This window comes from Anoxybacillus sp. EFIL, assembly GCF_013096955.1.
In the GTDB taxonomy this organism is placed as follows: domain Bacteria; phylum Bacillota; class Bacilli; order Bacillales; family Anoxybacillaceae; genus Anoxybacillus; species Anoxybacillus ayderensis.
The window spans coordinates 38,073-60,169 of the sequence record NZ_SDLH01000005.1 but is presented as its reverse complement, the minus strand read 5'-3'; the positions used below and the strand labels follow the sequence as shown (position 1 = coordinate 60,169).

21 protein-coding genes are annotated in these 22,097 nt (G+C 40.6%); 6 read left to right on the top strand and 15 right to left on the bottom strand.

Going from position 1 to position 22,097, the window contains the following annotated elements:
- Positions 1-4: 4 nt before the first annotated feature.
- From ES017_RS09215 to ES017_RS09190, 6 genes are all read right to left on the bottom strand, one after another.
- Positions 5-2,065 (bottom strand): GDYXXLXY domain-containing protein, encoded by a 2,061-nt coding sequence (locus ES017_RS09215; protein ID WP_042533982.1) that lies wholly within the window; start codon positions 2,063-2,065, stop codon positions 5-7.
- Between the two features lie 66 nt (positions 2,066-2,131).
- Positions 2,132-2,896, bottom strand: coding sequence for an IclR family transcriptional regulator (locus ES017_RS09210; RefSeq protein ID WP_021094844.1), 765 nt, complete (start codon positions 2,894-2,896; stop codon positions 2,132-2,134).
- 57 nt (positions 2,897-2,953) lie between these two features.
- Complete coding sequence (locus tag ES017_RS09205; protein ID WP_035063201.1) at positions 2,954-5,137, bottom strand: malate synthase G; 2,184 nt, start codon at positions 5,135-5,137, stop codon at positions 2,954-2,956.
- Between the two features lie 132 nt (positions 5,138-5,269).
- A complete protein-coding gene (locus ES017_RS09200; RefSeq protein ID WP_021094842.1) occupies positions 5,270-5,920 on the bottom strand; it encodes a TetR/AcrR family transcriptional regulator in 651 nt (216 codons plus the stop codon).
- Between the two features lie 11 nt (positions 5,921-5,931).
- Positions 5,932-6,726, bottom strand: coding sequence for an ABC transporter permease (locus ES017_RS09195; protein ID WP_021094841.1), 795 nt, complete (start codon positions 6,724-6,726; stop codon positions 5,932-5,934).
- A 25-nt stretch (positions 6,727-6,751) separates the two neighbouring features.
- Complete coding sequence (locus tag ES017_RS09190) at positions 6,752-7,624, bottom strand: ABC transporter ATP-binding protein (protein WP_075039717.1); 873 nt, start codon at positions 7,622-7,624, stop codon at positions 6,752-6,754.
- Between the two features lie 150 nt (positions 7,625-7,774).
- Here ES017_RS09190 and ES017_RS09185 point away from each other — a divergent pair, with 150 nt between their 5' ends.
- Together ES017_RS09185 and ES017_RS09180 are read left to right on the top strand one after the other, a co-directional pair.
- Complete coding sequence (locus tag ES017_RS09185; RefSeq protein WP_021094839.1) at positions 7,775-8,620, top strand: SPFH domain-containing protein; 846 nt, start codon at positions 7,775-7,777, stop codon at positions 8,618-8,620.
- Positions 8,621-8,633: 13 nt separating this feature from the next.
- On the top strand, positions 8,634-8,810 hold the full coding sequence (locus tag ES017_RS09180) for a type II toxin-antitoxin system antitoxin (protein WP_042533980.1): 177 nt from the start codon (positions 8,634-8,636) through the stop codon (positions 8,808-8,810).
- Positions 8,811-8,875: 65 nt separating this feature from the next.
- On the opposite strand, the gene ES017_RS09175 is transcribed toward ES017_RS09180, so the two are convergent.
- A complete protein-coding gene (locus ES017_RS09175; protein ID WP_171335016.1) occupies positions 8,876-9,463 on the bottom strand; it encodes a cell wall hydrolase in 588 nt (195 codons plus the stop codon).
- Positions 9,464-9,753: 290 nt separating this feature from the next.
- Between ES017_RS09175 and ES017_RS09170 the strand changes: the two genes are divergently transcribed.
- The 4 genes from ES017_RS09170 (at position 9,754) to ES017_RS09155 (ending at position 12,533) form a co-directional block, all read left to right on the top strand.
- Positions 9,754-10,194, top strand: a complete 441-nt coding sequence (locus tag ES017_RS09170; protein ID WP_021094837.1) for a MarR family winged helix-turn-helix transcriptional regulator — start codon at positions 9,754-9,756, stop codon at positions 10,192-10,194.
- Between the two features lie 56 nt (positions 10,195-10,250).
- Positions 10,251-10,649, top strand: a complete 399-nt coding sequence (locus ES017_RS09165) for a DoxX family protein (protein WP_021094836.1) — start codon at positions 10,251-10,253, stop codon at positions 10,647-10,649.
- Between the two features lie 11 nt (positions 10,650-10,660).
- Positions 10,661-11,365, top strand: coding sequence for a pirin family protein (locus ES017_RS09160; protein WP_021094835.1), 705 nt, complete (start codon positions 10,661-10,663; stop codon positions 11,363-11,365).
- Positions 11,366-11,555: 190 nt separating this feature from the next.
- Positions 11,556-12,533, top strand: a complete 978-nt coding sequence (locus ES017_RS09155) for a LacI family DNA-binding transcriptional regulator (RefSeq protein WP_020424526.1) — start codon at positions 11,556-11,558, stop codon at positions 12,531-12,533.
- 21 nt (positions 12,534-12,554) lie between these two features.
- On the opposite strand, the gene ES017_RS09150 is transcribed toward ES017_RS09155, so the two are convergent.
- From ES017_RS09150 to nagA, 8 genes are all read right to left on the bottom strand, one after another.
- On the bottom strand, positions 12,555-13,745 hold the full coding sequence (locus ES017_RS09150) for an MFS transporter (RefSeq protein ID WP_171335015.1): 1,191 nt from the start codon (positions 13,743-13,745) through the stop codon (positions 12,555-12,557).
- A 133-nt stretch (positions 13,746-13,878) separates the two neighbouring features.
- Positions 13,879-15,567 carry a formate--tetrahydrofolate ligase gene (locus tag ES017_RS09145; RefSeq protein ID WP_021094833.1) on the bottom strand — a complete coding sequence of 563 codons (1,689 nt, stop codon included), beginning with the start codon at positions 15,565-15,567 and terminating at the stop codon, positions 13,879-13,881.
- 173 nt (positions 15,568-15,740) lie between these two features.
- Positions 15,741-16,859 (bottom strand): RNA-guided endonuclease InsQ/TnpB family protein, encoded by a 1,119-nt coding sequence (locus ES017_RS09140; protein WP_042534039.1) that lies wholly within the window; start codon positions 16,857-16,859, stop codon positions 15,741-15,743.
- Positions 16,860-17,039: 180 nt separating this feature from the next.
- Complete coding sequence (locus tag ES017_RS09135) at positions 17,040-17,957, bottom strand: aldo/keto reductase (RefSeq protein WP_035063185.1); 918 nt, start codon at positions 17,955-17,957, stop codon at positions 17,040-17,042.
- Positions 17,958-18,025: 68 nt separating this feature from the next.
- Positions 18,026-19,390: an N-acetylglucosamine-specific PTS transporter subunit IIBC gene (gene nagE, locus ES017_RS09130; RefSeq protein ID WP_021094831.1), complete on the bottom strand. Its 1,365-nt coding sequence runs from the start codon at positions 19,388-19,390 to the stop codon at positions 18,026-18,028.
- A 55-nt stretch (positions 19,391-19,445) separates the two neighbouring features.
- Positions 19,446-20,168, bottom strand: coding sequence for a GntR family transcriptional regulator (locus ES017_RS09125; RefSeq protein ID WP_019417211.1), 723 nt, complete (start codon positions 20,166-20,168; stop codon positions 19,446-19,448).
- On the bottom strand, positions 20,165-20,920 hold the full coding sequence (gene nagB, locus ES017_RS09120; RefSeq protein ID WP_019417210.1) for a glucosamine-6-phosphate deaminase: 756 nt from the start codon (positions 20,918-20,920) through the stop codon (positions 20,165-20,167). The genes ES017_RS09125 and nagB overlap by 4 nt, the downstream gene beginning before the upstream one ends.
- Positions 20,911-22,089: an N-acetylglucosamine-6-phosphate deacetylase gene (gene nagA / locus ES017_RS09115; protein WP_042533970.1), complete on the bottom strand. Its 1,179-nt coding sequence runs from the start codon at positions 22,087-22,089 to the stop codon at positions 20,911-20,913. Before nagA ends, nagB begins: the two co-directional genes overlap by 10 nt.
- Positions 22,090-22,097: the final 8 nt, after the last annotated feature.

The following is a 22,097-nucleotide window of genomic DNA, read 5'->3' as shown; positions in this document are numbered from 1 at the left end:
TATCTTACCGTTCAGACACTTTTTCTAATAACGCATCTCCTGTCTTACTTACACGTACATACGCAAAACGAGCATGGCGTTGGATATCTCCTCCTGTTTTTTCTGGAACAAAATACGTTTCAATTCCATAAATGATTGTATTTCCGTATATATTTCCGTTTACTAATACATCGCCTTCTCGATACATATCCGAATCGCGTTGTTTTCCATTTAACGAATACACACCAACGAACCGATGAACGCCTGTTTCATCTTTCCGTAAAATGACTTGGGCTTTTCCCCACTCATTCATTCCCTCAATTGTTGAAATTTCGTATTGAAGACGGACATAATCTCCTTGAATGAGCGAACGTGGATCGACTGGTTCAAGTTGCAATTTCATTTGTTGACCATATTGAAGATGTTGTTCTTTATCAAACGTCACATAGGTGATAAAAGCAACTTGCAGCATGATGATGACGAAAAGCGGTAACCATTTTTTCTCATGGAAAGATAATGAAATCGACTTTCTTTTTTGTACGACCGAAGCAACGATCAATAAACATACTCCAACAATAGCTAATGTCATGGATTTATGCAATAAATTCCATACCCATTCATAATACTTTAACGCTAAAAACAAAAAGATATATAACCAAGCAATTGCTTGTTCTTTTTCATTCGTACGGAAAAAGAGAACAAAAGCAACAAAGCTAAGAAACAGTATATTCCATACAACATACGCCCAATCCACCACAACTAAATCAGCACTCGTCAATAAAAGAAGCGTAGCGAATGAAAAAACGAGGAAAACGAGTCGCTCATACGTATGTTTTGTCATCCAATAAATGATGCCGTAAAAAACAAATACGGTAAATAACGTGAAACGAATGTCGCTCCACTCATCGAGCATCATCATGACGAAATAAAGAGAAACAGCCATATTCGTCATCGTTCGTACACCCGCCGACATTCGCCATGAAACAATAAATAATACAGCGATATATACACTGATTATGATAAAGGAAACCTCTGTTACGCTAAATGCACCGAGGATATATCCAATCGCAAGCAATGTGTAACGAACAACATCGTTCCATCTTTTCCATAACAATCCCGGAACAACAAATAAAAAAACAGATATACTAAACAACCAATAAGGAGAAAACACATCAAACCAAAACGATAATAATTGCAATATACTTCCAACTACAATAATGGAAGCAACCCCTGTGACAATCACTTGAAAAGCAACAAAAAATATTTTCTCTACTTTTCCGTTGCTTCGCTTTTTCATCCAACGAAGCGCATAAATCCCTATATAAACGATAACGGCAGCCAATACAAGCCCAAATATATACCAATTACCACTAAAATGCCGTTCAACAAAACGAAAATATTGCACAACCCAAAACATACCTGTAAACAACACCGTACATATAAAATACGGTTGTTTTCTTACATATATTAAAAACAACACAAAGATAAAAGCATATACGTATGGCCAAAAATGAAACTGGTCTATGGAAATCCCTTGTATAAATATGACGAATAGCCAACTGTGCATCGCCATATAAGCCAGAACAGAAACAATTGATGGACGTCCAAGAAATGAAATGATCCCGTTGATCAAGGCAAAAAGCAATAAAATAAAAAACGATGGCCATTCCCCTCGTTCAATTTGATACGAAGACGGAAAGTAGTAAAACCAAAATGTAAGCTGTAGCAGTCCGAAACTGAATATAGCGAGAAATCGAATGCGAGTAAACATGGCAAACATAGCCGTAGGGATAAACCAAATGAAAAACAATAAAAAGCTATCCGCATGCGAGTTATATACTTGACCAATTAATGCGACACAAATTCCAAATGTTATCGCTCCAAAAATAAGCAACCATTTACTTAAAAAATGATGGCGAAAAACAGTGGCGCTCATGCCATAAAACAAAATCATAAACCCAGCACTAATCCCGACTTTCATCAAGCGCCCAAGTTCAGGCCAATTAGAAGCAAAAAAATAAACGAGCGCTGCGACCAAAAACAAAAGCCCTAACAAATATGTTGTTTTCACAACACGTTGTGCCATAAAGTGGCCTCCTTAAACATCCTTTTTATCATTATACTATGACTAGAGGCCAAACGTATACATCATTCATCGATATCCAAGCCGCTCCGAAATTTGTTCACCTATCTTTTTCATTTGTGCGTGAAGTTGTTCAATCCGCTCATTTGTCATACGAATGGTCGGTCCGGAAACACTTACTGCGGCAATAACTTGTTTCGTATGATCAAAAATTGGAACAGCGACACATCGTATACCGTATTCATTTTCTTCTAAGTCGAGCGCATAACCGCGTTGCCGAACACGTTCTAGCTCTTGAAACAACATTTGACGATCTGTAATCGTATAATCAGTATGTGGCGGCAATCCTTTTCGATCTAAAATATCTGCAACAACATGCTTAGGCAAATGTGCTAAAATCGCTTTTCCAACAGCTGTACAATGCATTGGTGCTCGCTTTCCAACTTTCGAATGCATGCGCAACGTTTCATTGCCATCTAACTTTTCAATATAAATGACTTCTCCTTGATCGTACACGACAAGATGCACGACTTCATTTGTCAATTTTTCCAGCTCACGCAAATACGGTTTCGCTTCTTTTCGCAAATCGATCGATTCTAACAACTTTGAGCTCATTTCTAGTAGCTTGTAGCCAAGTTTATAGCGCTCTGTTTCTTCGTCTTGTTCGACATACCCATACTCAACAAGTGTCGACAATAACCGGTACACCGAGCTTTTATGAATACCTATTTGTTTTGCGATTTCAGTTACACCCATTCCATGACGTTCAGCGCTTAAAATATCCATAATTTGCAATGCTCTACCTACTGATTTCACAAACGAATCTTTTTCCATGCTGTTTCCCACCTTTAGCACATAACGAGGGCATTCACATGGAATGCCCTCATCACATTATTGTTTTACATGCGCAAATTTTGCTTTTGCTTCTAAACGGCGGCGATGCAAAATCGGTTCTGTGTAGCCGTTCGGCTGTTCATATCCTTTGAAAACGAGATCGCACGCAGCTTGGAAAGCAACTGAGTTGTCATAATCCGCTGACATTGGTCGATATAACGGATCATCAGCATTTTGTTCATCTACCACTTTGGCCATTCGCTTCAATGTTTCAAGCACTTGTTCTTTCGTACAAATCCCATGATGCAACCAGTTCGCAATATGTTGACTTGAAATACGCAACGTTGCTCGATCTTCCATCAAACCAACATTATGAATATCAGGAACTTTTGAACAACCAACACCTTGGTCAATCCAACGAACAACGTAGCCAAGAATACCTTGGGCATTGTTATCTAGTTCTTGTTGAATTTCCTCAGGCGTCCATGTTGGATGGATCGCGACAGGAATTTGTAATATGTCATCACGATAGTTTTTCACATTTTTCTTCAACTCATCTTGCACCGCAAATACGTCAACTTTATGATAATGGAGCGCATGTAAAGTTGCTGCAGTCGGTGATGGCACCCATGCTGTGTTTGCCCCTGCTTGCGGATGAGCAATTTTTTGCTTGATCATCTCCGCCATCATATCAGGCATCGCCCACATCCCTTTGCCAATTTGAGCCCGTCCTTGAAAACCTGTTGCTAACCCAATCGCCACGTTCGACTTTTCATAGCTTTGTAACCATGTGGATGACTTCATTTCGTTTTTCCGAATCATCGGACCGGCTTCCATTGACGTATGAATTTCATCGCCTGTACGATCTAAAAAGCCTGTGTTAATGAAAATAATTCGATCTCTTACTTCATAAATGCAATTTTTTAAATTCAACGTTGTCCGACGCTCTTCATCCATCACGCCAATTTTAATTGTATTTCGCTCAAGACCGAGCATGTCTTCAACCCGATCAAACAATTCGTTCGCAAATGCCACTTCTTCTGAACCGTGCATTTTCGGCTTTACGATGTAAATGGAACCTTTTCTTGAGTTCACATATTTTCCATTACCGAGAAGCGAATGTTTCATAATTAAAGTTGTCACAACAGCATCTAAAATGCCCTCATACACTTCTTCCCCATTTTCAAGCAAAATCGTATTGTTTGTCATTAAATGCCCAACGTTTCGCACAAACATAAGTGAACGGCCTGGCAATGTGAGCGTTTCGCCATTTGGTGTCGTATACACGCGATCCGGTTGAAGGGCACGAGTCACTATTTTATTCCCTTTTGTAAAGTTCGCTGTTAAATCCCCCCGAACTAAGCCGAGCAAATTACGATAAACAAGCACTTTATCTTCCGCATCCACCGCTGCAACGGAATCTTCACAATCCATAATCGTTGTTAAAGCTGACTCTAAATAAACATCTTTAATCCCAGCTGCATCTGTCTGCCCGATCGGATGAGTTCGATCAATTTGTATTTCAATATGCAAGCCGTTATTTTTTAACAAAATAGCAGACGGTTGCTCTGGTGAGCCTTGATACCCGACAAACTTCTCTTCATCTTGTAATGTTGTCGTTTGTCCATTTTTTACTGTGACAGTTAATGTACCGTCTACAACAGCATATTGAACAGCGTCTTTATGCGAATATTCACGAAGCGGTACCGCTTCATCTAAAAAGGCACGGACGTAAGCAATGACTTTCTCACCGCGCACCGGATTGTATCCTTTTCCTCGCTGTGCACCATCTTCTTCACTAATCACATCTGTCCCATATAGCGCATCGTACAAACTTCCCCAACGAGCATTGGCTGCATTAAGGGCATAACGTGCGTTTGTAATTGGAACAACGAGCTGCGGACCTGCTTGCTTAGCAATTTCATCATCCACATTTTCTGTTGTAATTTCAAAGTCATCAACTTCTGGCTCTAAATATCCAATTTCTTGCAAAAACGATCGGTATTTTTCAAAATCGAACTGCCCACGATGTTGCTTATGCCACTCATTAATCTTTTCTTGCAGTTCATCACGCTTCGCAAGCAACGCTTTATTTTTCGGTGTGAGTTCTTCAATCAGCTGCTCAAAATCGCTCCAAAACTTGCTTGCATCTACCCCGCTATTTGGTAATACTTCATTTGTTATAAAATCATAAAAAATGCTGGCTACTTGCAAACGTCCAACTTGTACATATTCTCCCATCATCATTCCCCTTCCCCTTTTTGTTGCGTATTATGAAACATCGTTTCAAATTTCTCGAAAATATCATACCACATAAAAACAGAAAATTTCAACAATTTTCTTATAATGAATAAAGACGGGAAAAGTCCCGCCTTACTTGTAAATCCCATATTTTATAATATTCACATATTCATCTAACTCTTGTACAAGCAAATCCCCTTGTTGAATCGGATTATATTTTTGATTTCTATACAGTTGCATGTACTTATTCGATAATTGTTCAACGATCAACATCGTCATGCGCACGACAGTTTCAGCACATACATCATCACGCAATGTTTCTTTCTGGAGAAGATCTTTTAAAAAAATATGTTGCAATTGAAAATCTTCAGCATATGTTTCGTAATGTTTCGCAAGCAGTTGTTCTATTTCTTTTTTCACCGCTTTTGGTGGATTAGCGACTGCATCGATGACTAGTTGTGTTTCATTCGGATATTTCATAAATACTCGTTGCTTGATAAGCACAATTTGTTTTATTCGTTCAAAAAAGTCACTACATCTCAGTTCATTTACTGCTTCCATCGTTTTTTCAGTCAATAACCGTTTTGCATAATGAACGACATACAAATATAAATTTTTTTTGCTTTTAAAATAGTGAAACAACAATCCCTTTGAAATGCCAGCGCGACTCGTCATCACATCCGTCGATGCGTTTTCGTATCCGTTTTGTACAAACTCTTCGATCACGGTTTGAATAATGAGTTTCTTTTTTTCTTCTGGTTGCCTTTCAAACGTTTCGTACAATCAAACCACCCTCATGTGACAATGTCTTTCTTTTGATAAACGACGTATGCTGCAACAATACTTGAAATAATGATCACAATCATTAAACTTGTATACAATGGATCTATTTGTAAATCATAAATAATCGGTGCCGCATCGACATATTTAAACGGACTCACATATTTTAAAAACGATAAATCTTCAGAAATACTTGACATCATATTCATAAAATAAGTAACAAAGACAAGTCCAAGGGCAAATGATGATGCGTTTCTCGTTTTGCGCATCATCGTTGATAAGAAAAATGCTATGGACGCAAACGTAAAGTGAAGGAATACAGTTGCCAACGTCAATAAATAAATGGCTTTAAATGAAACATCGTATTCTTTAGCCATTTGAAAACCAATAAAACTAACAAGCAAAGAAACCGCATTTAAAATAAGGATATTCACCACCACAACAAGCCATTTATTCGTTAAAATTTCTCCCCTCGTTACTGGTTTAGCAAGTAAAAATTCAATCGTTTTATCGTTTTCCTCTTTTGCGACGATGTTTGCAGCTAACATCGCTGCATAAACGCTGCCAAGTAAAGTTGTCATCATATATATACGAACACCGTAATACCCTGTTAAATCGCCAATGCTTAGTTGATCCATCCCAAACGCCTTAATCATCGCTGGCGGCAATGATTGAAGAAGTTTTGTTACTTCTTTTTGCTGCTCCGCAAACTGTGGGAAAATGCTTAATGTCAAAAACACAAGACCACCAAGTACGATACTCCAAATCATTAAAGATTTTGCATTTCTCTTCCATTCACGTTTAAACATCGTCCATCCCTCCCTCTAGAAATGTTCACTTTTCGTAATAGTGCATAAACACATCTTCTAAAGATGGCTCGCTAATCGACACATCTTTTATGCGCAAGCTGTGCAATAGGGCTATCAGTTCATTCATATCTCCTTTATATAGCATCGTCATTTCATTGCCGTTCATTTCTTTTTTTACAACACCTGCTAAATCAAATGAAGTATATTGACCTTCTTCGAACACGACCGTCACATGTTTTAAATGGTTTTTCGTTAAATGTTCAATCGTTTCCACTTGAATTAATTTTCCTTCTTTAATAATCGCTACACGATCGCAAAGTTTTTGTACCTCATAAAGAATGTGCGAGGAGAAGAAAATCGTCACTCCTTTTTTCCGTTCTTCCAAAATCAGTTCAAAAAATGTATGCTGCATGAGCGGATCTAATCCACCGGTTGGTTCATCTAAAATTAACAATTTCGGCTCATGTAAAAGCGCCTGAACGATACCGACTTTTTTTCGATTTCCAAATGATAAATCTTCAATTTTTTTATAGATATCTAAATCAAGTCGTTCAGCTAACTGTTTCAATCGTCGATCCGACACTTTGTAAAATGATGCCGAATACGTCAATAAGTCAATTACTTTCATATCATCATAGTAATGCACTTCAGAAGGTAAGTAGCCTACATGCCTCCGAATTTCTTTTGCATCTTTCACAATATCTTTTCCGAAAATTGTAGCACTACCGCCCGTTGGATAAATGAAATTCAGCAATGTACGAATCGTTGTGCTTTTTCCCGCCCCATTCGGCCCGATAAACCCAAAAATTTCTCCTTCCTCAATCGAAAATGTAACATGTTCAATTCCTCGATTGTTTTTATACATTTTCGTTAACTGTTTAACATCAACAATGCCCATTATTCCGCCTCCCCGGCATCATTCATTTATTGACTAACAAGTCAATTCCATTATATAGAATTTTGACTGGTTAGTCAATTAAAATTAATTTACATATAATAGAAAATATGATATCATAAAAATATCTTTATGATGTTAGGAGGGAAAAACGTGAAAGAAACAAAAGCATGGTATGTAAATGGTTTTCTCGCTTTATTTTTCATTATCGCGTTACTTGCAGGAGCTGTTTGGCGATTTTTTATGGAGATGGAACTTGTCCTTCCGATTTCGTTTGTTTTTCTCGCTTTCCTATTATCAACAGGGATGACAATGGTTCAACCTAATCAAGCAAAAGTCGTCGTCTTTTTCGGGAAATATATCGGGACTATTCGCGATAGCGGTTTATTTCTAACTGTTCCCCTCAGCGTTCGCAAAACGGTTTCATTACGTGTTCGCAACTTTAATAGCGCAAAACTAAAGGTGAATGACGTCGAAGGAAATCCAATCGAAATTGCAGCTGTCGTTGTTTTCAAAGTAATTGATTCAGCCAAAGCAATATTTGATGTAGATAACTACGAGCAATTTGTTGAAATTCAGAGTGAAACAGCCATTCGTCACGTTGCAACAAAATATCCATATGACACATTTGAAAACGAAGACATTTCACTACGCGGAAACGCTGATATTGTCTCAAAAGTATTAGCAAAAGAGCTACAAGAACGATTGAATGTTGCAGGTGTTGAAGTCATTGAAGCGCGTTTAACACATTTAGCGTACTCGACTGAAATTGCAAGCGCTATGTTACAACGCCAACAAGCTACCGCCATTTTAGCGGCAAGGAAAAAAATTGTCGAAGGTGCTGTTTCAATGGCAAAAATGGCTATTGAACAACTTGACAAAGAGGCTCATTTACAATTAGATGAAGAAAGAAAGGCAAATATGGTTAATAATTTGATGGTAGCAATCATTTCTGACCGCGGAGCACAACCTGTCATCAATGCTGGAACGCTATACTAACGGTGAACATAAAATGACAAAGAAGAAAAATTTCCCACTTCGAATTGATCCAAAATTGTACGAAATCATCGAACGATGGGCGCAAGATGAATTTCGAAGCGTAAATGCCCATATCGAGTTTTTACTGCGTGAAGCGGCTAAACGCGAAGGACGTTTGAAAGAGAATAAAAATAAAAAGGTGTCCCATTAACTGTTCTGGACACCTTTTTCTATTATCATACAATCATATATGCAAATATATACAAAAACACATTTTTATTTCGCAAACACATGGTTTCCAATGATCACAGTTACTTGTCGTGAGCGGATCCATTCGCTTTTCGCCGTTTTTGGATTATAAAAATACAGCGACCCGCTTCCTAAACCGCGAAAAGCAATGGCTTCTTCGACCGCTCGATATGCTTCACGATCTGCCGGCTTATTAATTTCACCATTTTGTACAGGAGTAAATGCGTAATATCCTCCGGAACGATCATAAATGACTTGGCGAATAGTGTTTGGAAAATTCGGATGATCAACACGATTCAATGCCACGGTTGCTACCGCTACTTTTCCTGCAAACGGCTCTCCTTTTGCTTCTGCATGAACGAGACGAGCTAATAAATCTTTATCAGCCTGAGAAATAGGTTGTGGGATGCGCAACGTTTCCCCAACAAATAAAACATCTGTTTGTTTTTGATTGATTCGTTGTAACTCTAGCAATGGAACATTGTAATGTTTTGCGATCGTCCAAAACGTCTCCCCTTGCTTGACATAATGAACTGTCGTTTGCGCAAAAGTTTCAGTTGTTGAGACAAAGATGGTAGCTACAAACAGAGAAGCAAGTGCTAGTAATTTCCCCATGTTATCCCTCCTAGTCTGTTGCTCGCTTACAAGACTAGCAGAGATTTATTAATCTATCATTATCTAATTGTTGGAAAATCTCTCAAACGATATGACGCTCAACATTCCAAAAGATATATGGAAAATGATTCATTCACACTCAATATCCTCTTACTGTTTGTCACAGCTTTTTCAAAATCACAATGATCATGTGACGATCATCACAACAAACAAATAAAAATTATATATATTGACAACTTACTTTTCGTAAGTTTATAATTATCTTGAAATCAAGATAAAGGTTGATGCATATGAGCCAAAACGATGAAACATTATCATTAAAACTATTCATTGTCCTTTCTAGAGCACATAAGGCGGTGTCGGAACATGTAAAACATGACATTCAGCGTTACGGACTAAATCCAACGGAGTTTGGTGTTCTCGATTTGTTGTATCATAAAGGAGCACAGCCGATTCAGCAAATCGGTGATAAAATTTTGCTTACAAGTGGAAGCATGACATACGTTATCGACAAACTCGAAGAAAAAGGATATATCGTCCGGCAACGTTGTGAAAAGGACCGCCGAATTACGTACGCTGTCATTACAGAAGAAGGAAGGACACTAATGGATCACATTTTCCCACAGCATGCACAAAAAATGTCGGAAATTTTCCAATCTTTATCCACAGATGAAAAAGAAATGGCGATTCACTTGCTCAAAAAGATAGGTCTTTCATTAGCGCCTTTTTAAAGGCCTATCGCACAACTTTTATCTTGAAATCAAGATATATGAAAGGAGAAATGATTATGATGCACATCGGTATTTTACTTATTCGTCTAGCTGTCGGTTTAACTTTCATGGGTCACGGTGCTCAAAAATTATTCGGATGGTTTGGAGGATATGGCTTAAAAGGAACGGGAGGATGGCTTGAATCTATTGGACTAAAGCCGGGGATGACAATGGCTCTCATTGCTGGCCTGGCTGAGTTCGTTGGAGGGTTATTGTTTGCGCTTGGGCTGTTCACCCCATTTGCAGCTTTGTTAATTGCTGCAACGATGTTCGTCGCCATTGTAAAAGTACACGCACCAAATGGATTTTGGATCACACAAAATGGATTTGAATACAATCTCATTTTAATTGTTGTTGTCATTGGCGTTGCACTTATTGGCGCAGGCGACTATTCACTTGATGCACTTATCAAATAAGGAGGCACACCATGATTCACGTATATCCCGCACATGAACGATTTGAATCAAACCACGGTTGGTTGCAAAGTTATTTTAGTTTTTCATTTGCTGAATATTTTGATCGAAAAAATATGCACTTTGGCCCATTGCGCGTATTTAATGACGATATCATTGCTCCACAACGCGGATTTGGCGCACATCCTCATCAAGAAATGGAAATCGTTACAGTCGTCTTAAAAGGAAAACTTGAACATCGCGATAATCTTGGCAATCATCGCATCATCTCATTTGGTGAAGTACAACGAATGACAGCTGGAACAGGTATTGTACATTCAGAAATGAATCCGTCTACTACGGAAGAAGTCAATCTTCTACAGCTTTGGTTTTTACCTGAAACGTACGGTCTTGCTCCGTCATATGAACAAATTTCATACGATGTTGAAAACATGAAAAATCGCTTATTGCCCATTGTTTCAAAAAAACAAGCCGGTGAGCAAGTTGCCTACATTCACCAAGATCTAACCATGTATTTATCCGATTTAGAAAATAACCAACAACTTACATTCCACCAACAAGAAGGACGTCGAATGTATGTGTTTGTTATTGAGGGAGAACTTGTGTTGAATGATGATACAATTTTACAACGTCGTGATGCCGCTCGTATCACAGATGTCACACAATTGCACATAACAGCGAACATAGACAGCCGTTTTATGCTCATTGACTTACCGTAATTGCCAGCTTGCCCATGAAAACGGGCAAGCTGATCTTCTTTTGGAAAAGACTTTTTTCATCATTATGCCGCTCGATTTCTGTCAATCCAATATCGTTCTGACTAAAATCCTCCTGAAATATGAAACCTTTTACACCTCCATCAAAAAAGAAGTAAAATATAACTATACGTTGTCAAAAGCAGGTGAAAATATGGCAAATATTCGTGAAATCGCAAAACGTGCAGGCGTTTCTGTTTCAACTGTCTCACGTGTGCTCAATGGGTATCCATATGTCAAAGAAGAAAAACGAAGAGCCGTATGGGATGTGATCCATCAATTAAACTATAAAAAAAACATTAACGCCGTTCACTTGTCGAAAGGAAGAACAAATATTATTGGAGTGATGTTACCGACTATCAACCATCCATATTTCAGCATGATTGTAGAGGGAATTTCCGAAGAAGCATTGCGATACGGATACCATCTTCTCTTTTTTCAAACAAACTATGATATACATAAAGAACAAGAAGCACTTGAAATGTTGCGTGTCAAGCAAATAGATGGCCTCATTATTTGTTCGCATACCATTCGTCTCGAAACAATTGCATCCTATACAAACGACGGTCCAATCGTTTTATGTGAAGATACATCAGAGCCGCATCTGTTTTCCGTGTATATCGACCATTACCACGCCTTTGCGCTTGGAATGGATTACTTAATAAAAAAGGGACATTGCAAAATCGGATATTGTCTCAGTCGACCAACGAGCATCAATAGCCAAAAACGGAAAGCAGCTTATAAAGATGCTCTTCAAAGCATACATGCTCCGATTCGTCCTGATTGGATGTTCCATCATTGTTTACATATGAGCGACGGAAAACGAATTGCATCTACCATTCTCTCTCTCAAAGAAAAACCGACCGCCTTGCTCGTTGCTAGCGATCAAGTTGCTGCAGGGATCGTTTTGTGGGGAAAAACATATGGATTACATGTTCCAAACGATTTAGCCATCGTTAGTTTTGATAATCATCCTATTTCAGAAGCGTTGCATATCACGACAATTGAGCTACCTCTTTCGCTTATCGGAAAAAAAGCTTTCCAGATGATATACGATTATTTTACGAATGATAAGACTCAACCAACAAAAGAAAAACTACCCGTCCGCTTGATCGAACGGGCATCTGTATAGTGGCAAACGACGAGCTTGCCACTATGCTTCTTTTGGCAGCCAAAATGTCAACACGCCAAACAAAGGAAGAAAGCTACACATAACCATAAGTGTTTTTAGCGTATACACGTCTGCGATTTTGCCAAGTGCAACCGCTCCAAGCGCCCCCATTCCAAATGCGAGACCAACAATTAATCCAGAAGCCATCCCTACATTTCCTGGAAGCAATTCTTGTGCATAAACAACAAAAGTAGCGAAACTAGACGATAAAATAAAGCCTGTGACAAAAACAATTGGCAAAACAAAATGAAGTGACACATATGGCAAAATGAGTGCAAACGGTGCCGTACCAAGCGTGGATGCAAAAATTAAATTTCGTCTCCCAAATCGATCAGCAAGCGGACCGCCAAAAACGGTACCGATCGCTCCTGCAATCATAAAAACAAACAAATACAGCTGCGCCTTACGAATAGAAATGTCGTAATATTCCATTAAATAAAATTGATAATAATTTGCAATCCCTGCATAATACCACGAACGTGCAAATACTAGCAACACGAGAAAAACGAGGGCAAATATAATTCGTTTGCTTGTATGTGTCTTTCCTTCTATTGTTCTGTTCGAACGATTTTTCAGTTGATGTAACTGAAGAGCGTACCATTTTGACACCCAAAATAAAACAGCCATTCCTAACGCCGCAACAATGACAAACCAACCTGCTCCCTTTTGACCAAACGGAACAAAAATGAGCGCTGTAAACAATGGGGCAAGGGCGTTACCTGTATTGCCACCAAGTTGGTAAATGGATTGAGCGAATCCCCTTCTCGCCTGCGCAGCAAAATAAACGACACGCGAACCTTCTGGATGAAAGATAGCTGAACCAAGTCCAATGAATAAAACGGACAATAACACAAAGAAAAAATTAGGTGCAAACGCTAATCCAACCATCCCTAACAAGCTCGCTCCCATACCCAACGGCAAAAAGCTCGGTGATGGATACCGATCGGAAAACAATCCGACAACCGGCTGTAGGATAGACGAAGTCATATTAAGCGTAAACGCAATCCAACCGATTTGTGTATAAGATAAGTGCATTGATGATTCTAAAATCGGAAACAACGCCGGTACAACAGCTTGCATCGCGTCATTCAATAAATGACCAATACTAATGGCAATTAAAATCGGATAAACGACTGTTTGCATATTTGTACGTTGTTCAACACTTGCTTGCATTTTCCTCTCTCCCTAGAAAACAAATTGAATATTTACATTATAATACCTTTTTTCAATCTTTCAATTTTTTTGCCTGTTTATAAAAAAAGCGCCCTATCTTACTGATAAGGCGCCTGTTCTCCTGATTAATCATTTAGAAAAGTCCACGCGCGTTTCCATGTTCGTCGACATCCATCTGAAGCGCTGCTGGTTGTTTCGGCAGCCCTGGCATCGTCATTACATCTCCTGTTAAGGCAACGAGAAAACCAGCACCAATCGACGGTTTTAATTCGCGCACTGTAATAGTGAAATCGGTCGGGCGGCCAAGTTTTGTTGGGTCGTCGGAAAGCGAATATTGCGTCTTTGCCATGCAAATGGGGAACTTGTCCCACCCAAACGATGTAAATTGTTCGATTTGCTTTTTCGCCTTGTCAGAAAAAGAAACGTCGCTTGCGCCATAAACAATGCGCGCGATTTTTTGAATTTTATCCGTAATCGGTTCGTCTAATTCGTATAACGGAGTGTACGTGCTTTTTGTATTTTCGATTGCTTCCAATACTTTACGAGCTAAATCAATTCCGCCATCTCCGCCTTTTTCCCACACTTCCGTTAACGATACAGGATATCCTTTTTCTTCACAAAATGCCGTTAATGCGTGAATTTCTTTATCTGTGTCCGTGATAAAACGGTTAATGGCAACGACAAACGGCAAGCCAAACGCTTGAATCGTTTCAATATGTTTCTCTAAATTGGCTAGTCCTTTTTTTAATGCTTCGACATTTTCGCTCGCTAACTGTTGTTTCCCTACCCCGCCGTGCATTTTTAACGCTCGAATCGTTGCGACGATGACAACAGCTTTCGGTTCAATTCCTCCCATACGTGCTTTGATATGTAAAAATTTCTCCGCACCTAAATCCGCACCAAATCCCGCCTCTGTCACAACATAGTCTCCGAGCTTTTGTGCCATTTTTGTGGCAATGACGCTATTGCATCCGTGAGCAATATTGGCAAACGGGCCACCGTGCACAAGTGCAGGTACATGTTCTACCGTTTGGACTAAATTCGGCTTTAGCGCATCTTTTAGTAAAAGCGTGAGCGCTCCTTCGACGCCAAGATCAGCTACTGTAACAGGTTGACGATCCACATTATATGCTACCACCATGTTTGCTAAACGTCGCTTTAAATCTTGCAGATCGGTTGCTAAGCAAAACACCGCCATGATTTCAGAGGCAACGGTAATATCGAATCCGTCCTCGCGTGGCACGCCTTGCGTCGGCCCACCTAATCCGACCACGACTTTACGTAGCGCACGGTCATTTAAGTCCACTGCTCGCTTCCAAACGATGCGACGCGTATCGATTCGTAATTCATTTCCTTGATGAATATGGTTGTCAATGAGCGCAGCTAAGGCGTTATTCGCGGTCGTAATCGCATGCAAATTGCCAGTAAAGTGCAAATTAATGTCTTCCATCGGCAACACTTGTGAATACCCTCCACCTGTCGCCCCGCCTTTTATGCCCATCGTCGGGCCAAGGGAAGGTTCCCGCATCGCAATCATCACTTTTTTACCGAGTTTATGTAACGCCTGGCCAAGCCCAACAGTAACTGTCGATTTTCCTTCTCCCGCTGGCGTTGGATTAATTGACGTCACTAAAATGACATGGCCGTCTTGTTTCGTCGCTAACCGCTTCAGTGCATGAAGAGAAATTTTCGCTTTATAATGCCCATACGGTTCAAGCTCTTCTTCTAACAAATCCAGTTCACTTGCAGTGTCTTGAATGCGCTTTAATTTTGTTTCTTGGGCAATTTCAATGTCCGTTTTGATCTTCGTCGTCGTTGTCATTGTTCAGTCCCCCAGTATAAAAATAATCCCCCCTTATTTTAGCACGATGACGTCAACTACCCAACGACTAAAGTCGTGGGCTTGCAACTCCCCAGAAGTGCAAGCGGATGTTATCCTCCTTCCTTCACTTGGGGTTGCATCAGGGCAGGTTGACAACTACCCAACAACAAAAGTCATGCTTTTGTTGTTTCTTCAACGATGTACTCGATTCCTTTTCGTTGAAGATTCATCGCACCAACTCGGTCGTCGTTTGATGTATATTGGCATGTTTGGCAACAGAACGTGTGCGTTTTCTTATTTCGATTCGCCTTTGCTGTATGTCCGCATTTTGGACATGTTTGGGATGTGTATGTTGGGTCTACCGCAATCACTTTGGCTTGGTGTTTGCGTGCTTTGTACTCGATTTTTTGTCTTAAATCACAAAACGCCCAAGACACAAGTTCATACCGATGGTTGACGGATACTTTTTCTGCTCTTTGGCGAACGCCTGTTAAATCCTCTAACACAAACAGCGTGTTCTTGCCATAACGCTCAACGAGTGCCTTACTGATGCAATGGTTGACATCTTGCATCCAACGGTTTTCTCGTTGACCGATTTTCTTTAATCTTCTGCGAGCAGACGGAGTTTGCTTTTTTTGTAGTTGTCTGCGGAGTTGTTTATACTTTGCTCGTTTGTGTTTGATGTGTCTACCTTTGAAAAATAGCGTCTGTCCGTTTGAATCATAAACAGTCGCAAGAAAATTTACGCCCATATCTACGCCAACCACTTGGCGAATATGATGAAGGTTTGCTTCTTCCATTTCTTTGGATACAGGAATATGGAGAAACCACTTTTGATGTTTGTTCACTAACTTGGCTGTTCCAAACGTCCATGTTCCGTCGAAATACGTTTCAAGTCCTTTCGTTTGAAAAGGAACTTTGATTCGACCTTCTAATGTGTTGATGGAAAACAACCCTTTGGTTAGGCTGTAATCTCGATTAAAAACGAGGTCTATTTGCGGTTTTTTAAACGCAATCTGACACCACTTGTGTCCATTGGTTTGGTTCGTTTTATATTTTGCAATCACCGTTTTTAACACAGACTGTGCCATTTGAGATTTTAAGCCAAATGTAGAGCGAAGTTTGCGGTACGTCATCTTGTGAAGTTTGGCTTGCACAAGGGTGTTTTCTTTGTATATCACTTCCGACACCGCATTGCACGCATCACGATATGCTTGCATCGTTTTTTGAAGAAGTTGTTCTTGTTCAGATGTCGGTAAAATTTTAATTTTTGCTGTTAAAGTCAATTTCATGTTCTCACCACCTTTCACTAATTTTATTTTATATTTTTTTAGTGAAAAGTAAACAAAAAAACGCATTCCTCCCATGCTTGAAAGCAGGGGTTTCCTGCGTGATTAATCATGAAAATACGACAGAGCTTGAGCAATGAAAAAACACTTTTTCAGCAATCGCCAAAAAAGTGTTTTCGTCAATTACGGCAACCGATGACCTGCCGCACGGTAGATTTCGTACCATTCTTGCCGGGAGAGTTGCACATGGCTTGCTTGGCAAATGTCTTTTAAACGAGCAGAGTTTGTTGTGCCAACAATCACTTGCATGTTCGCTGGATGACGCAAAATCCAAGCGACAGCAATCGCTGACTTGCTTACTCCTTTTTCCTCCGCTAGCCGTCCGAGTACTTCATTAACTTCCGGAAATTGCTCGTTGTCAATGAACACTCCTTCAAAAAAGCCGTATTGGAACGGAGACCACGCCTGTATCGTAATATGTTTAAGACGGCAATATTCTAAAATATGTCCGTCGCGATTCGGCGCCCCGTCAAATAGCGTATTCGCTTGAATGCCGCTCGTCACTAAATTCGCATGCATAATACTGAACTGCATTTGATTCGCGATGATCGGCTGTTTAACGTATGCTTGCAATAGCTCGATTTGCATACTATTGAAGTTGCTCACCCCGAAATGACGGACTTTTCCGCTTGCATGTAGACAATCAAACGCCTCTGCTACTTCTTCTAGTTCCATAAGCGTATCCGGTCGGTGTAAAAGCAACATATCTAAATAATCAGTTTGAAGTCGCTTCAATATGCCGTCGACGGATGTTAAAATATGCTCTTTTGATAAGTCATAATAGCCATCACGAATCGAACATTTGCTTTGAATGTGAATGCGTTCGCGCAAATGCGGACGAGAAGCAAGCACTTCTCCAAACAGCTCTTCACAACGCCCTTTCCCATAAATATCTGCATGGTCAAACATCGTAATTCCTGCTCCAAGCGCTTCGTCTATATACCTTGATAGCTCGGAAACAGACATTTCCGAAATTCGCATGCATCCTAACACAATTTCTGAGGCGATTAGGCCAGAGTTACCAATGTTTATTCGTTTCATTTGTCCATCCTCCATATTAAAATGCCAAGGTATCATAAACTGTTTCCTATATCCTTAAAATATAAGAATCATATTTTTCGCATTTCATTTGCTAAAAATTCAACGTCTGTTCCAACGACTACTTGCAAATCTGACTGGTTGAGACGAACGACGCCTTTTGCCCCTAAACGCTTTAACTCTGCCTCGTTTACTTTTGACATATCATTTATTTTTAACCGCAAACGTGTGACGCAATTATCAAGATGGGCAATGTTCTCTTTTCCGCCTAACGCCTTCATATATTGTTGCGCCAATTCTTCGTACTTCGTACCCGACGGAATCCCACTTTCCGCAAATTCTCCCTCCACTTCGTCTTCTCGGCCCGGTGTCTTTAAATCTAGCTTTTTGATTAGGAAATAAAATACGACAAAATAAATGGCGCCATAAACAATCCCTTGCACAAATAATAGTAGCGGTTTTTGAGCGATTCCGTAGTTTAAGAAATAATCGATTGCACCAGCGGAAAACCCAAACCCGTGATGAATGCCTAATAGCGTAGCAATTGATAGCGATAGCCCCGTTAGTGCAGCGTGAACGAAATAAAGTAATGGTGATAAAAACATAAATAAAAACTCAATCGGTTCTGTAATCCCTGTTAAAAACGATGTAAAAGCAACCCCGAGAAGTGCGCCAGCTACTGCTTTTCGCCGTTCTTTTTTCGCTGCGGCAATCATCGCAAACGCAGCGGCTGGAAGACCAAACATCATCACTGGGAAAAAGCCCGCCATAAAAATCCCTGCATCAGGATCTCCTGCGAAGAAACGGTTTAAATCACCTGTTTTTCCATGGAACTCACCAAAGACAAACCAAACTAAACTATTAAGAACATGATGCAGACCAGCAGGAATTAACAAGCGATTCAAGAAACCAAAGATGCCGACTCCAATCGCCCCTGCTCCAACAATCCACTCCCCTACTGCATTAATACCGTGCTGAATTGGTGGCCATATATACCCAAATATTAGCGCGAGCACAAGCATTGCAAACGACGTAACAATCGGTACAAACCGCTTGCCGCCAAAAAATCCGAGCCAATCTGGGAGCTTTTTATCGTGATAGCGATTATACAGCACCCCTGCGACGGCACCAGAAATAATTCCACCTAATACAGCCATATTCACTTCTTCATTGATTGCAGCAGTTCCTTTCGTCAACACGAAATACCCAACTGCCCCTGCTAATGCTGCTGCACCGTTGCCGTCTTTCGCTAATCCTACCGCTACACCAATAGCAAATAAAAGTGCTAAGTTAGAGAAAACAGCATCTCCTGCAGCAGCGATAAACGGGATGTTCAGTAAATCTGGTTGGCCTAACCGGAGCAATAGCGCCGCTGCTGGCAATACAGCAATCGGAAGCATGAGCGCTTTCCCAATTCGTTGTAAAAATCCTAACATACAAATTCCCCCTTTTTCATGTATAGAAAAGCAAATGAGTTGCCTTTCTCCCGCATTAACGTTCCATTTCAATCATAAATTTGTAGCGATCCGCGCGATACACGGATTTAACGATTTCAAGCGGCTGGCCAGTTTGTAAATAGCTGTTGCGTTGAATAAGCAGCACTGGGGCTCCTTCTTTAATTTGCAGCAACTCTGCCTCCAGCTTCCGTGCGACGGATGCTTCTAGTACTTGTGTTGCGGAGCGAATGGTTAATCCTAGTTTATTTTCAATAAATTCATAAATAGAACCGCTTACATTTTGCTCCGTGAGCCCAGGAACAAGCGAACAAGGGACATACGCTGTTTCAAGCGCCATCGGCAATCCGTCAGCGAGGCGGATACGGCGGATTTCATAAACGTCCTCTCCTTCACCAATTCCAAGTTGGCTAGCGAAAGATGGAGAGGCAGGAATGGTGTGAAAAGCTAATAGGGTTGTTCCCGGTACCATTCCTCGCGCTCGCATATCTTCTGAAAAACTTGTTAGCCCTTTTAACGGTTGTTCAATTTTTTTCGTTGCGACAAACGTTCCTTTTCCTCGTTTTCTTACTAAATAGCCGTCATTGACTAAGTTGTTAATCGCTTGGCGAACGGTCATCCGGCTAATTTCATACATTTCCGCCCATTCCCTTTCCGACGGAATCATTTCCCCAGGTTGAAGCTGTCCTTTCTCAATCATTTCTTTAATTCCTTGTTCCAGTTGATAGTAAATTGGTAGCGGTGAATGTTTATTAATCATGGACGATGCACCTTTCTTTTCTCTTGGCTTACATGCGACAATGCTTCCGTATCGGCAATCACAATGACGTTTGGATGCGCTTTTAAAATAGAAGCAGGAACAGCTGGCGTGACTTCCCCTTCAAGAAGGTGAGAAACCGCCCATGCTTTTCTTTTTCCTGACACTAATAAAATGATTTGCTTGCTTTTCATAATCGTCGCAATTCCCATTGTAATCGCATGCGTTGGTACTGCATCTGCAGAAGGAAAAAAACGGGCGTTTGCTTTTCTTGTCGACTCTGAAAGTTGAACAACATGTGTCGTGGAAGCAAAAGACGTGTTTGGTTCGTTAAACCCGATGTGCCCATTTTGTCCGATTCCTAACAGCTGCAGATCAATTCCTCCACATTGCTCAATCAATCGCTCGTAGCGGGCGCATTCCTCTTCTAGAAGGGGAGCACATCCATTCGGAATATAGGTTTGTGCTAAAGGGATATCGAGAAAACGAAACAGTCTCTCATTCATATAATAGCGATAACTATTTGGATGAGTAGCGTCTAATCCAATATATTCGTCTAAATTAAACGTCCGAACATCTCGATAAGACGTGTTGTGTTGTTGATGCTCATTTACAAGCGCAGCATACGTTCCAAGCATCGTTTCTCCTGTTGCCAATCCTAGTACAGAATCGGGCTTTTTTCTGACTTGTTCGCTAATCATCTCCGCCGCCTTTTGGCTCATTTCGGCATAATCGTTCACTTGTATCACTCGCATCTATTTCCCCTCCTGTCATATGCCAATTTTCCACGGCAAAATGTCATGACAACCTCATAGGTTTCGTTTAGTACAACAAGATCGGCATCTTTTCCTGTACGAATGCTCCCTTTGCGATCAAGTACACCGAGTTGTTTTGCTGGGTTCCAACTCGCCATATGAATGGCATCTTCGAGCGAACACTTTGCAAATGCGATCACATTTTGCACCGCTTGTTTCAACGTCAGCACGCTCCCTGCTAACGTTCCGTCTACTAACATTGCTTTTCCGTTACGAACAACGACCCGTTGTCCTCCTAGTTCATACTCTCCTTCTCCAAGGCATTTCGCTCGCATTGAATCAGTAATGATGACCAATCCTTCTTTTCCTTTGTTCTTATAAGCAAACCAAACCATTTCTGGTGCAACATGAATCCCATCCGCAATTAACTCGCACATTACTTCCTCATGCATAAGTGCAGCTAAAGCAACCCCTGGTGTTCGATGATGAATACCGCTCATGCCATTAAACAAGTGTGTGACATGCGTGACCCCTGCCTGAATTGCTTTTTTTACTTGTTCATACCCCGCATCAGAATGGCCAATGGATGCAATAACACCGTTTTCTTTTAAATACGAAACAAGCGCTATGCCATTGTTCTCTTCTGGTGCAAGCGTAACGAGCCGAATGTTTCCGTTTGCTTTTTGTTGCCAATGCTGAAACAACGCAACGTTTGGTTCGATAATATCGCGCGGATGCTGCGCTCCTGCCCGTTTAGGCGAAAGGAACGGTCCTTCTAAATGAATGCCTAGCACTTCCGACTGACCGGGAACGTTATATCGCATGTAACGTGCAACGTTTTCTACTGCTTGTTCAATCTGTTCGGCGGGCGCCGTCATCGTTGTTGCTAGAAAACTAGTCGTCCCTTCCTCCGGCAAACGGGAGACAATCGTTTGCAGTGCCTCCATCGATGCATCCATCACATCCGCACCGAAAGCACCGTGAATATGAAGATCAATGAACCCTGGAACAAGGGAGTCGCGAGGAGCCAATTCGATCGTTGGCACATCTGGAAAAAATGTATTTGAACCAACATAAGCAATTTTCTCCTCTTCTACCAATACGCACCCATTTTCTATCCATCCTTCTTCTGCATAAACGGCTGCATTTTTTAAAAGAAATCGGTTCACCTTTTACA